The sequence below is a fragment of the Psychrobacter sp. P2G3 genome, from assembly GCF_001593285.1.
Classification (GTDB): domain Bacteria; phylum Pseudomonadota; class Gammaproteobacteria; order Pseudomonadales; family Moraxellaceae; genus Psychrobacter.
This window is the reverse complement of record NZ_CP012531.1, coordinates 1-11,297: the sequence shown is the minus strand read 5'-3', so window position 1 is coordinate 11,297 and position 11,297 is coordinate 1. Positions and strand designations below refer to the sequence as shown.

Sequence of the window (11,297 nt, the reverse complement as noted above, 5' to 3'; positions counted from 1 at the left end):
AAAGCTTTTAAAAACTATTAAAAACTATTAAAAACATTGAAATAAGATTTGAGTAATTTTATCTCTATAAAGCTCATAGTTAGAATTAAACATATACATAAGCTAAGAACTGTTATATAGTATTTTAAAATAGTATTTTGGTTAATTAGACCAAAAAAACCTTGCAAAATATAATAGAGTCCCTATATGCTCATTGAATTTACAGTGAAGAACTATCGTTCGTTCAAAGAACAAGCTACTTTTACTATGGTTAAATCTCAAGGCGAGGAACTTCTATCAACAAATACTTTCGATCCTCATGTTCCTAAGACACCTGATCTATTAAGAACAAGTGTTATTTACGGTGCCAACTCATCAGGTAAATCTAATTTGATTAAAGCTTTAAAATATATGAAGTTTCTAGTTATCAACTCTACTAACTTCAAACCTAATCAAAAAATACCTACCGATCTATTTAGTTTTGATAGCGAATCAAAGGATTCACCAATTGAAATTAGCATTTCGATCATTGCTAGTGTAGCTAATCATGTCGAAACATCTGAAACTGCTACAAATTCTGATAATCAGAAGCTTATTAGGTATGATTATGGAGTAATTTTTAATAAAGAACATATTATTGAGGAATGGCTACATGCTTATCCTAAAGGTCGTGTTCAAGAATGGTTTTATCGAAAATATGATCAAAATAAAAAAAATGGATATGATTACACTTTCAGTAGTCTATTCAAGGGCAATAAAAGCGATTGGGAGAGTAATACGCGACCTAACGTCCTATTTTTATCTAATGCAGTTAACCTAAATAGCGAGCAATTAAAACCGTTATATGACTGGTTTGATCAAAAATTACATATTACAACAGATACTAACTCCCATTTTGGTGAGGGGTATACCAAATCTATTTGCAGTGAAAATACATATAAAAAACAGATACTGGATTTTCTTAAATACGCCGACATTGGTATCGACGATTTTCTGGTTAAAAAAGAAGAAATAGACATTGATAAACTTTCTTTCCCTGTTGGCATTCCTGAAGAGATAAAATCACAAATAATCAAAGATTTTAAAGAGGGCGGAATTATTGATCTTCAGTCTGTTAGAGAGATTGATGGACAGAATAAGGTAATTGATTTTGAGGAAGAATCAGAGGGTACTAAAAAACTATTTTCCCTTGCAGGCCCTATTATTGACACATTAAACGAAGGTAGTATTTTGGTCTTGGATGAGTTGCATAATCATCTACATCCTAAATTAGTTAGATTCCTTATAGAAAAATTTCATGACAATGATGCTAATAAAACAAACGCTCAGTTAATATTTACTACTCACGACACACATTTAATGAAAAAAGATCTTTTTAGACGAGACCAGATTTGGTTTGTCGAAAAAGATGAGAATTATGCTTCGCGTATTTACTCTTTGCATGATTTTAGCGTGAGAAAGGATCGTGGTGAAAGCTATGAAGCTCAGTACTTGAAAGGTTTATTTGGAGCTGTTCCATTTATTGACTCCCAATCTAATTTTTTAAAAACGGAACAATAATGTCAAAGAGGCAGCCCAAGAATAATTTATCTCGCAAGTCAAAACTTCTTAGACAATACAAGAATATACTGATTGTGTGTGAAGGCGAAGTCACTGAGCCTAATTACTTTAAAAGCCTAATACATAAATATAAGATCAATGCAGCTAATGTTCAGATAATAGGTAAGTGTGGATCAGCACCTATGTCTGTTTATTCAACAGCAGTGGAACTATATAGAGTTAGCAAACTTAAAGGTGAGGTAGAGTATGACAAAGTTTATTGTGTCTTTGACAAAGATCAACATCCTACTTATCAAGCAGCTGTTGAAAGTATAAGACAGAAAAAAAACTTCGAGGCTATTCTATCTGACCCTTGCTTTGAAGTATGGTATCTACTCCACTTTACCCAATCCAGTAAGCCTTTTCACAAGAAAGGTTCAAAAACTGCAAGTCAACAAGTTAAGTCTGAAACGACTAAGCTTCTTAAACAATACGCTAAAAACGAAAATCATCTTTCAATATTGCATCAAAATCTTGGGACAGCAATTAGTAATGCAAAGCAAATGGAGAGTAGAGGAATTAAAAACCCTTATACTAATGTATATAAGATTGTAGAAGAAATTTTTGAAGACCATAAGATAGCCATATCTTGAATATTAGCGTTCATAAGCTTACTAGGTAGATATGGCTTCCTTTTGAGGGCTTAACTCTTTAGGTTCTAGCTCAAGATTCCAGTAGGTATACCCAATCGGAACCACCCTATTACCCGTTAAACGCATCAAAAATTAAGGCGTTGGCACAAAAAGATATGTTTTTTCACGAGGGTAATAGTAGTTCGATATTTCCAAATTATTAACTACCTGTCCTGGCGTTAATTTAATTGGGCGAGGAAAGTGCTTATTAGAATCATCATGGTCACATATAGCGTTTGAGCTACCATCACATTCACTTAAAACGGCGCCCATTTTTATATCTAAATCGTTAAAGGAGCCGATTTTATCGGTCGTCCATGAAAAGAAGATATAAGTAGCAGGTGCAGGTAAAGTCATTTTATATTTTTCGGCATCTTGAGCTACTTTTAAGCTATAAGTCTCCCCTGTTTCTACATTTCTAGCATAAACCATCATTTCAGGGGTATAGTCAGAAGGGTAAAAAGGTGTGCCATAAACAACGGCTGCTTTAGTGCTGGATGCTACTGATACGTTAATGCTAGACAGAAATGCAAATAGCATTAATATATAAGCAAAAGACTTTTTCAGTGATTGCATCGCTGCTCTCTCCTTAAAAATTAGTATTTAGTTATCTCTTCGGTCTAGTAAATAAGACAAACAAACCTAAAATAATATCTACAAAGACCCAAAGCGTTAAAATTAGCCCCATTCCAATCGTTGATCCAATTGCTGCGCCTGCTTGTTCATATTCATTTTGTGAAGATGTATAGACTTCAGAAACTCCTCCACAAGCTTTAAATGACGCAATGACCATAAGAATGTTAAATAAAATAAACAACCACTTAAAAATATTTCCCATAAAACTTCTTTTGAGTTTATTTAAGGATGTCCCACAAGATGGGCAATCAAGGGCTGTATCACTCACTTGATTTGAACATTCTGGACAATTCACTAGTGCCATAGTTAGAGCCTCAATTAAAATAATCAACAATTATATCCTATATTTGTTGATTAAAACTAAAGCAAGTTTTCTAATTGCTGGAACTATACATCAAATTATTTGTAATTTGCCTCACAGACAAGTTAATGCCATAGTTGTTCACTGAACGTTCTGGACAGTTGTACTGGACACTTGCTAAAAACGTACTTGGACACTAGGTGAGCAATGAACATATCGGTGACGAAAGCGGCAAAAGAATGGGGTATATCAAGAACCACGATCTATCAGAAAGTCAGTGATGGTGAGCTTTCTAGAACCGCAGACAAGAAAATAGACGTTTCAGAAATGTTGCGAGTGTTCGGTGAGCCAATTTCTAAAAAACGTACTGAACGTTCAGTGGACACTGTTCAAAGTACACCTCTGAACAGCCAAAGTGTTCAGCACAATACGGACATTGAACACCTATTAGCGCTTGAAAAGCTCAAGAATGAACACCTCAGCCAACAAGTAAGCGATCAAAAAAAGTTAATTGAAAATTATCAGCAGCAGATAGGACAGTTAAACAAAACGCTGGATAAAGCCAATGCCAGTATCCAAGATTTCGCACAAGTGAGACTGTTAGAGTTTAAAAAGTCTGAGCAGAGCTATGAGCCGCCACTTGAAAAAGAGAAAGAAAAAACAGACAACTCAACCGTAGCTACGGTTGAGAAGAAAAAAAGGTGGTGGGCATTTTAGACGTTGTAAGCTTATCGACTAATGATCTAACAAATACTCTTCTAGCGCATCATTAATCATATCTTGATAGTTTCCGCCGGTCTTCTTCGCCTTATCCTGGAATCTAGCAATGATACTAGGACTCACTATACTGGCACCGACCATAGGATCATCTGCCACCACACTACCACGAGTCGCACTCGACCAGTCTGTGACTTCAGGCATATCAGACAAATCTATATCATCATCTGAAAGCATTGCCAATCGTTGCAAATTGGCTTCTTGCTCAGCGCTTAAAGACGGTAACTCATTTGCTTTATAGCTAACCTTGTTCATAAAATCTCCTTTCAGCCTTGGTGGCAGGTCGTGCTGATATGATACGAATAACCTCACCACCCTCACTATCTCTTTGAGTATGAGCGACCAGCAATACGGCTACCCCATTCACTGCACCAAGCGCTTGCCACCGTTCTTCACCATTTTCATAGCGGTCTTGCTGACGCAAACACAAAGGATCAAAAAATACCCGAGCTGCTTCTTCAAAGGATAAGCCATGTTTGCGTTGATTACTGCTATCTTTCTGTTCATCCCATTCAAATTCAATCATTGATCACCGTCTTCAAGCATATTGGTGCTAGGCATTGTCTGATAATCAAAAGACAGCGGTATGCTATTGGTTTCTGCTACCTGATGCAAAAATAACTTAATCGCTTGCGAAGGCGTTAAACCATAGCCCTCAAGCACCGAAAATGCCTTGTCTTTTAATTCTTGATCCAGACGGATATTATAATTGGTTGTGCTCATAGCAGTACTTATCGCTTATTCATGTACCCTTAATATAAGCGATAAGTACTGTCAATTCAATAATTTTGGGGCTTTGGTCTTTCACAAATAGTGACAGTAACGCGCTACCCATCCAATTCACGCAGAAAATCATTAATTTTCAGTTTTAGCTCTTTTTGTATGACGTAGAGTTCGCTCGCGCTATATTCTCTCAGCAAACGTTCCTCATCTTTTAATTCAAACATTTTTTTACGTATACTATCGCTATGAGTCTCGTTTTCTAAACCAAAGGTGTTAAGACGACCCATTTGACGGTAGTATTCTCGTTGCGCCTCTTCAAACATCATGAAATGGTTACTTGCTACTGATATACCTTCAATACTCATAAATTACTCCTTTTCACACTCGGAAAATGTCCCTTTATGAAATTTTTATTTATTTATCATCAATAGCTTACCTATCAAGAAGAGATCTATTTCTTTTATTTGCTAGCTTCGCTTCAAATCTCTTCATAGCCGTATCTAATTCTTCATGCGTGGGCTGTACATATGGCTCATCACTAGCATCTGTATTACTTTCTTGGATTGAGTCATTAGAATATAAGTCAACAAAAATTTGTTTTCTTGCCTCAGGTTTAACCTCAACATTACTGCTAGAATTATCTGTAGCGGCAGACAATTCCTTTGATTCTTTTCTATAGCGATAAAGATAATTGGTCAGTGTGCCAGTCGTTAGAATGAGGTCATGGCGCTCAGCTAATATCTCAACCACGCCTTCATAGGTATATGAAACAGCCAGCTCTTCGATCACTTCATAAAGATCACGAAACTTGGAAAACTTTGTTCTCTTAGCCATAAATTGCTCTCTATCTGCTTTTTAGCGGTCACTAATATGAGTACAAGGTGTTAAATATATTTGCTCATAATTTGCTAGTGAAATGCTTGTAGTTTGCTTAGTTTTTGCTTGTATTTTGCTCATAATACAGCTTTCTTATTATATTTGCTCATAATTTGCTAGCGAAATGCTCGTAGTTTGCTTAGTTTTTGCTTGTGTAACGCTCTTATAAGCCTTTTTAGCTAAAAAGGCTTACGACAGGTAGAAAATAACCGATTTCTCTACCTGCTTTTTGGTCATTAAATTATCCAATTTAATGACTACACCTTACGCACCCTATCGGGATGAAAAAAAGCATCTTAAATCAGTAACTTACCTGATTTAAGATGCTTTTTTCTGCATGCAAAGTGCAAACAAAATTAATTTAAGTAGCTGGTTTATATGATATATTACTGTCTACAAATTGCAAACAAGGATAATTATGAGTACCCCTACTGTATCATTTAGATTAAAGCCAGAAATCTACCTAAAACTAGAAGCGATAGCAGCAGAGGCAGGGCAAACGCCTGGTGGCTACTTGAAGAAAAAACTGGAGTCAGATACCAATAACTTTCTTGAAGACCTTCAATTTATGAAAGGAGATATTAGTGAAATTCTGCACTTATTACAGTCGAACGACGAAGGATCAAAAACGGTAGAGAGCACATCAAATCAGAATGATATGGTAAATGTTTTGATGCCGATAGTGCTAGAATCGTTATTAATATTAAGAGAGGTAGCAGCACCTAACAAAGTTGGCAACGCTCAAAGATTGGTCGATAAAGCAGGAATAATGGCATACAATAGTTTGGAATGATAATTGCTTTAACTAAACAATTTTATTCTTCAATTTGCTATGAATATACTAATGACTAATATTTAATTCGAGAGGTAATGGTATGGGACAAGCAAAGAGTAGAGGTACTAAAGAACAGCGTGAAGCAGGAGCTAAGAAGAGAAGGTTAGAACAGCTTAATATTAGCGAAAGACCTATTGAAGAAATCTACAAAGAATTTGATCTTCCTGATAATAGTGAGTTTCTAGGCTATATTATAAATATCGTAGAATCTGATGAGTTTGTAGCTAAATTTGAAGATACACCTGATCAAACAAATATAGCTTATGCAAAAATACCAGATTTGGGATTAAGGTTTGAGGACTTTTCCGAAGCCCTAGATATAGCTAAAAAAGTAGCAGAAAAGTATAAAACTGATATATGCTTTTTATTTGAAACTTCTGACCAGTTTAGGGTTATCCCAACATTTACTGTTAATTTAACAGATTTTGCCCACTAAAGATTTTAAGCTCCTGACTTTTAAAAGTCAGGAGCTTAATAGGGTTTTTAGGCTGTGCATTTACATGTCTGCTATGCGTTTAAGTAAAAACTCTACACGACTAGCATCGTCGCCCTTACCCTTGTAGCCGTAAGCTTTATCTACTGCCTTATCAAGTGCATTATGAGCTTTGGTTAGCTCAGGATAAGGATCAATCATGTAAGTATTGTAAAGCTTAGCGAGCGTTGGTGCATTCTCGCTACCGTCTTGGTAGTGCTTACGAGCATCTAAAACGACTTGAGCAGCCGATCCAATAACATCTTTAGTTTTCAATGTTTTATTATCTACATCTTCGGCATCAAAAGGATATAAGAAGTTGTTATAAACGATAGTATTTGAGTAGCGGTAATCACTTTTTAGGCGACCAGCTGTTAGACGCATAAAAGCATTATGCATTGCTGAGTTTAATACTCCAAAGTGATAAAGCGTCGCGTTAGCAAGCATCAGGTTTGCATAATAATTTACTATATCTGATGAGACGAATCCAACTGGTAGGTACTTTCTATTCTCGGAACTCACTACAGGGATTATAAGTAGATTCTGTCCTTTAGGGGGTTGACGATTTTCATCAAACAAATGCGGTTGCTCAGCTTTTTTTTGTGTCGCTTTTTTAGTGCTAGCTAATCGAAATGTTTTCACATTGTCAATACGTTGCCTGACTTGTGGCATTTGGGCTAAATCTTTATTTAATTTGATTACGTCGATACCATCAAACCATAGGCAAAACCTTTCTTTATCGTTCAGGAATTCTTCTGCGCCCATAAAAGGGCGAATATACTGCTCTGCTAACGGTTCAGTTGCAATTAAATTATTCTTTTCATCGGGAGACATGACCAAGTTGCCACTACAGGTAGAGTAACTACCTTTTTCCATTTTTATCTCATTTGATATTTGGTTTCTTGTCTTATCAAAGAATATTACTTCACCATTTATAAGATAACCGTTAATCGTTTTAGCTTTATTCGGTATTGGTTCACCTTTGATATCTGTATAGCTAAATAATATTTTGTCACTACGTTCATTCAAACCATAGCCAATAATTACGCAATGCACTGCTGCCACGCCCTTACCTTCATTAGTCCAGCTAAATGTCTGATGGGCGAAGTTAATATAACCACCACATTCCACTAAGAGGTATTTCCATAAAATAGCTACCTGCTCACCTTGAGAAATAGAGTTAGTAGAAACAAATGCAGTTTCAACTTGATGATTTTGTTTACTAACTCCTTGCATATATTGCATAGCTCTTATGTACCAACCTGCAACATAGTCTAAGGTTTTGTAGTTTTTTACTTGCTTCGCTACATTTTCCAGGTCTGCCTTTTGCTCTTTAGTTTGATATTTAGCACCAATGAAGGGTGGATTGCCCATCACAAAATCGCACTCATTTGCCGCTAGAACGTCCTCCCAGTCAATTTGTAGGGCATTACCCTCTGTAATGTGTGGACTGTACACAATGGGCGTTGTAGGGCGTGTTGTACCAAAGCGCTCAGCAGTGGCTTGGTTCAGTTGATGATCGGTAATCCACATGGCTACCCTTGCGATATGAGCCGCGTGTGGTTCAATCTCAATGCCATAGAATTGTTCTACCGTAACCTGGCACATACTACTAATATCAAGTAAACCTCTTTGGTCACCGTAAATCTGTGCGATCAGCTGATTTTCTAACAGACGCAATTCGCGATAAGCAATAATCAGGAAGTTGCCACAGCCACAAGCAGGATCAAAGAATTTTAATGTAGGAAGTTTTTCATAGAGCTTTAACGCTCTTGGCTTATCTTTAGCGCATTTTGAGAACTCGTCACGTAGGTCTTGCAAGAATAAAGAATTGATGACCTTTAAAATGTTCTTTTCACTAGTGTAGTGAGCACCAAACTCACGACGCTTATCGTCGCTGTCTGCTGTGTCATCTATATCGAGTACGCTTTGAAACATTGAGCCAAAAATAGCAGGGCTAATCTCGCTCCAATCAAGGTTATTGCACTGAACGACTAGGTTATAGAGGTTTTTATCAAAGTAAGGGATGCGGATTGACTGAGAGAACAGATCACCGTTGATGTAAGCAAAGGCAGCATAGCTTTCAGGCAGGCGACTTGAGCGATCTTTAGTGTTTAAAGTATCAAACAGCGTGGTAAATACCTCGTTGAGGTTGCTACCGTCACTCCTTGCCTCATTCGTGAGTAACCCATCTAACAGGTTTTTTTGTCCAAAGATGCCAGTGTCATCGGCAAAGAAACAAAAGATTAGACGGGTTAGAAATAATGCTAATTCATCCGCATTAACCCCATCGGAGATAAACGCTTGATGTAGCTTAGCGACCATTTCAGTTGCCTGACGGTTAATCGGGTTTTCTTCAACTATCTCAGCCATTGCCGCATTTGGTGCTAAGAAGTCCAACCATTCAGCATTTTTAGGTAGGTCAGCAATAGGACATTTATATTCTTTGATGTTCAGAGGGTTTTCAATATCGAATAGCCATAGTTCATCAAAGTTGGATAACACGATATATCTTGGCTTATCTGCTGCGCTTAGGCGCTCGTAGTATTTGCTGACTTGGTTATAGGCTTTATTGAGATCAAGACCACGGCTTTTTTGTTCAATCATCACCAGTTTAGGAATAAAAGCATCAACATACTTTTGAGACTTATCGTCTTTTAGACGATGCTCAAATGCTTTTGACTGTACTTGCCCAGATACACCGTAAGCATTGAAGATCTGCGTCCAAAAGTTCTGGCTTTGACCTCTCTCATACCCTTCAGCGTCTTTATAGTCATGGATAATACGGTGTAGCTGCTCACGGATATGCTGATAGTCTAAACTCATTGGTAGCCTTACTGTTTTGTTTGATAGAATTGCTGCTAATAATACTCATCATTTTGACTGTTTGAAGCTTAATTCTTATTTACTTCTAAATTTATCCCAAAATTCATCAATACATTCATCCAATAAATCAGCATCAGATATGACGTCTGACTGCTGTTGTAGAAAACTTATATCCATTGCAGTGCTGTAATCTACATACTTTTTATCTATCATGTTATGGAAAAAACCTTCATCATTCGAGTCATCTGGGTAAAACATCTTGTGTAGTGACCACCAGTCGTTGAAAAATCTGCAAAAGCTTACTAGCTGTTTTTTATCGTATTTATAAACAACATATGGATAAAATTGAATAGGTAAATGTGGAAAAAAATCTATCAATGTAGTCCGAATTGCTTCTTGTTGCTTCGTTAACTTTTCAAAATAATTAATCATTTTTGTAATCCTATGAGTTTAGGGCTGAAAGGGTCACTGCAACTCAGCAAATGAGTCATGTACTCTCTAACATACCTAGGCTCTTGTAGTTGTTTTTTCAGCTTCATCTTAGCTTTAAAGTAGCTATCACAATCTGACCAGTTGCCTACGATTGATGGTTCTTGGTGTAGTAGCTCCGCATACTTATCTGCTTGCGCTGGAGTCATACCTTTAACCTCTTCATCTGTAACACCGTTTATCCAATCGATATTATGAGGATCTCTTACTATGCCAAGAGGTTTCGTATCTTTTTCCTTAATTTTAAACCTAAAGGTAAAGCCTGCAATCTGACGCCCTTGCTTATGCTGCTCATAAGTAGCTGTAATGTCCGTATGATTGTTAATCTGCTTTATAGCATGGTCTAATACTTTTGCTTTAAAGTTATTCATCTGTTTGTATTTATTAGGCTCAACCCCTAGCATCGAGCGTAAACTATCAATCATTATCTTATTGGTTTTGCCCACTGAGCGCCAACGTATCATTAATTCATATAATCTAATGGCATATTCACTTTGTAAGCTACTTACTTGCCTTAACTCATATTCGGTATAGCAGCTATCAAGGCGTGTTATTAGCGGTATAACATCACTTGCAAAAGTTAGCTCAACACAGCCCAATTCATCAGCATAAGCAATCTTCTCTACCCAACGGCTTTTATAATGTATGTTCTTACCGCTCGCCTCTTCTATTTTATCGTAACTAAATCCTGCTTCATACAGCCCGTTAACTGCACGTTTCATGGCTTCGTATGCAGTATGTTTTTCTACACTGAATTGCTGTTCATAGCTTTTAGCGTAAAGACGCAAAGGTTTACCGACATCAATCAGCTTGTTTTGCTCTCTTGCTTCAATGATTGCTAGGAATATAAGCCGCTGCTCTGCCACTCCTAAACTATAACTTGCGCCCATCAAATCGTTATCTTTAGAAACTATTTGTTTTTTGGTCATGGCTGCCTTGCCTGTAATTGAACAATGTATAAATTAAGCATAACCATAACATTAAATAGATATCGCTACAATAGCAACCAAAAAGTATCTATAAGGTCGTAAAAGGTAGCTTTATGGGTCGTAAAAGGTAGCTTTATGGGTCGTAAAAGGTAGCTTTATGGGTCGTAAAAGGTAGCTTTATCAGCTCCAAAGTCCTTTACTGGTAAGCTCTGTAGCGAACCTA

General features: G+C 36.8%; 14 protein-coding genes and 1 pseudogene. 5 read left to right on the top strand and 10 right to left on the bottom strand.

Translation table 11 applies throughout. The annotated features are described in order from the left end of the window. The first annotated feature begins 186 nt into the window (after positions 1 to 186). Complete coding sequence (locus tag AK823_RS13810; protein ID WP_068330417.1) at positions 187 to 1,539, top strand: ATP-binding protein; 1,353 nt, start codon at positions 187 to 189, stop codon at positions 1,537 to 1,539. After that, the gene (locus AK823_RS13805; RefSeq protein ID WP_068330415.1) at positions 1,539 to 2,171 is read left to right on the top strand and encodes an RloB family protein; all 633 of its coding nucleotides are present in this window, start codon (positions 1,539 to 1,541) and stop codon (positions 2,169 to 2,171) included. Before AK823_RS13810 ends, AK823_RS13805 begins: the two co-directional genes overlap by 1 nt. Positions 2,172 to 2,303: 132 nt before the next feature. On the opposite strand, the gene AK823_RS13800 is transcribed toward AK823_RS13805, so the two are convergent. Continuing rightward, entirely contained in the window at positions 2,304 to 2,786 is a 483-nt protein-coding gene (locus AK823_RS13800) for a hypothetical protein (protein ID WP_068330413.1), read from the bottom strand. Between the two features lie 31 nt (positions 2,787 to 2,817). Continuing rightward, complete coding sequence (locus tag AK823_RS13795; RefSeq protein ID WP_068330422.1) at positions 2,818 to 3,150, bottom strand: zinc-ribbon domain-containing protein; 333 nt, start codon at positions 3,148 to 3,150, stop codon at positions 2,818 to 2,820. A 204-nt stretch (positions 3,151 to 3,354) separates the two neighbouring features. Here AK823_RS13795 and AK823_RS13790 point away from each other — a divergent pair, with 204 nt between their 5' ends. After that, entirely contained in the window at positions 3,355 to 3,864 is a 510-nt protein-coding gene (locus tag AK823_RS13790) for a hypothetical protein (RefSeq protein WP_068330411.1), read from the top strand. Between the two features lie 18 nt (positions 3,865 to 3,882). Here AK823_RS13790 and AK823_RS13785 read toward each other — a convergent pair whose 3' ends face one another. The 5 genes and pseudogenes from AK823_RS13785 to AK823_RS13765 form a co-directional block, all read right to left on the bottom strand. Further along, complete coding sequence (locus AK823_RS13785; RefSeq protein ID WP_068330409.1) at positions 3,883 to 4,179, bottom strand: hypothetical protein; 297 nt, start codon at positions 4,177 to 4,179, stop codon at positions 3,883 to 3,885. Continuing rightward, positions 4,166 to 4,450 carry a BrnT family toxin gene (locus AK823_RS13780; RefSeq protein ID WP_203226621.1) on the bottom strand — a complete coding sequence of 95 codons (285 nt, stop codon included), beginning with the start codon at positions 4,448 to 4,450 and terminating at the stop codon, positions 4,166 to 4,168. The genes AK823_RS13785 and AK823_RS13780 overlap by 14 nt, the downstream gene beginning before the upstream one ends. Positions 4,451 to 4,491: 41 nt before the next feature. Further along, positions 4,492 to 4,647 (bottom strand): annotated as a pseudogene (locus AK823_RS13775) (type II toxin-antitoxin system RelB/DinJ family antitoxin); the annotation flags it as partial. A gap of 104 nt (positions 4,648 to 4,751) precedes the next feature. After that, positions 4,752 to 5,012 (bottom strand): hypothetical protein, encoded by a 261-nt coding sequence (locus AK823_RS13770; protein WP_068330407.1) that lies wholly within the window; start codon positions 5,010 to 5,012, stop codon positions 4,752 to 4,754. Positions 5,013 to 5,079: 67 nt separating this feature from the next. Then, positions 5,080 to 5,481: a hypothetical protein gene (locus tag AK823_RS13765; protein WP_068330405.1), complete on the bottom strand. Its 402-nt coding sequence runs from the start codon at positions 5,479 to 5,481 to the stop codon at positions 5,080 to 5,082. Between the two features lie 460 nt (positions 5,482 to 5,941). On the opposite strand from AK823_RS13765, the gene AK823_RS13760 reads away from it, so the two are divergent. Together AK823_RS13760 and AK823_RS13755 are read left to right on the top strand one after the other, a co-directional pair. Beyond that, entirely contained in the window at positions 5,942 to 6,316 is a 375-nt protein-coding gene (locus AK823_RS13760) for a hypothetical protein (protein ID WP_068330404.1), read from the top strand. 82 nt (positions 6,317 to 6,398) lie between these two features. Next, positions 6,399 to 6,794 carry a hypothetical protein gene (locus AK823_RS13755; protein ID WP_068330402.1) on the top strand — a complete coding sequence of 132 codons (396 nt, stop codon included), beginning with the start codon at positions 6,399 to 6,401 and terminating at the stop codon, positions 6,792 to 6,794. A 60-nt stretch (positions 6,795 to 6,854) separates the two neighbouring features. Here the strand turns inward: AK823_RS13755 and AK823_RS13750 are convergent, their stop codons facing one another. The 3 genes from AK823_RS13750 to repM form a co-directional block, all read right to left on the bottom strand. Continuing rightward, the gene (locus tag AK823_RS13750) at positions 6,855 to 9,656 is read right to left on the bottom strand and encodes a DNA methyltransferase (RefSeq protein ID WP_082785777.1); all 2,802 of its coding nucleotides are present in this window, start codon (positions 9,654 to 9,656) and stop codon (positions 6,855 to 6,857) included. A 75-nt stretch (positions 9,657 to 9,731) separates the two neighbouring features. Further along, on the bottom strand, positions 9,732 to 10,088 hold the full coding sequence (locus AK823_RS13745) for a hypothetical protein (protein WP_068330401.1): 357 nt from the start codon (positions 10,086 to 10,088) through the stop codon (positions 9,732 to 9,734). After that, positions 10,085 to 11,074, bottom strand: a complete 990-nt coding sequence (gene repM, locus AK823_RS13740) for a replication initiation protein RepM (RefSeq protein ID WP_068330399.1) — start codon at positions 11,072 to 11,074, stop codon at positions 10,085 to 10,087. The genes AK823_RS13745 and repM overlap by 4 nt, the downstream gene beginning before the upstream one ends. Between the last annotated feature and the right edge of the window lie 223 nt (positions 11,075 to 11,297).

Coding starts and splice junctions, on each gene's coding strand:
- AK823_RS13765 (WP_068330405.1), bottom strand. CDS start 5,481: ATGGCTAAGAGAACAAAGTTTTCCAAGTTTCGTGATCTTTATGAAGTG.
- AK823_RS13810 (WP_068330417.1), top strand. CDS start 187: ATGCTCATTGAATTTACAGTGAAGAACTATCGTTCGTTCAAAGAACAA.
- AK823_RS13750 (WP_082785777.1), bottom strand. CDS start 9,656: ATGAGTTTAGACTATCAGCATATCCGTGAGCAGCTACACCGTATTATC.
- AK823_RS13785 (WP_068330409.1), bottom strand. CDS start 4,179: ATGAACAAGGTTAGCTATAAAGCAAATGAGTTACCGTCTTTAAGCGCT.
- AK823_RS13790 (WP_068330411.1), top strand. CDS start 3,355: ATGAACATATCGGTGACGAAAGCGGCAAAAGAATGGGGTATATCAAGA.
- AK823_RS13805 (WP_068330415.1), top strand. CDS start 1,539: ATGTCAAAGAGGCAGCCCAAGAATAATTTATCTCGCAAGTCAAAACTT.
- AK823_RS13770 (WP_068330407.1), bottom strand. CDS start 5,012: ATGAGTATTGAAGGTATATCAGTAGCAAGTAACCATTTCATGATGTTT.
- AK823_RS13760 (WP_068330404.1), top strand. CDS start 5,942: ATGAGTACCCCTACTGTATCATTTAGATTAAAGCCAGAAATCTACCTA.
- AK823_RS13755 (WP_068330402.1), top strand. CDS start 6,399: ATGGGACAAGCAAAGAGTAGAGGTACTAAAGAACAGCGTGAAGCAGGA.
- AK823_RS13795 (WP_068330422.1), bottom strand. CDS start 3,150: ATGGCACTAGTGAATTGTCCAGAATGTTCAAATCAAGTGAGTGATACA.
- repM (WP_068330399.1), bottom strand. CDS start 11,074: ATGACCAAAAAACAAATAGTTTCTAAAGATAACGATTTGATGGGCGCA.
- AK823_RS13745 (WP_068330401.1), bottom strand. CDS start 10,088: ATGATTAATTATTTTGAAAAGTTAACGAAGCAACAAGAAGCAATTCGG.
- AK823_RS13780 (WP_203226621.1), bottom strand. CDS start 4,450: ATGATTGAATTTGAATGGGATGAACAGAAAGATAGCAGTAATCAACGC.
- AK823_RS13800 (WP_068330413.1), bottom strand. CDS start 2,786: ATGCAATCACTGAAAAAGTCTTTTGCTTATATATTAATGCTATTTGCA.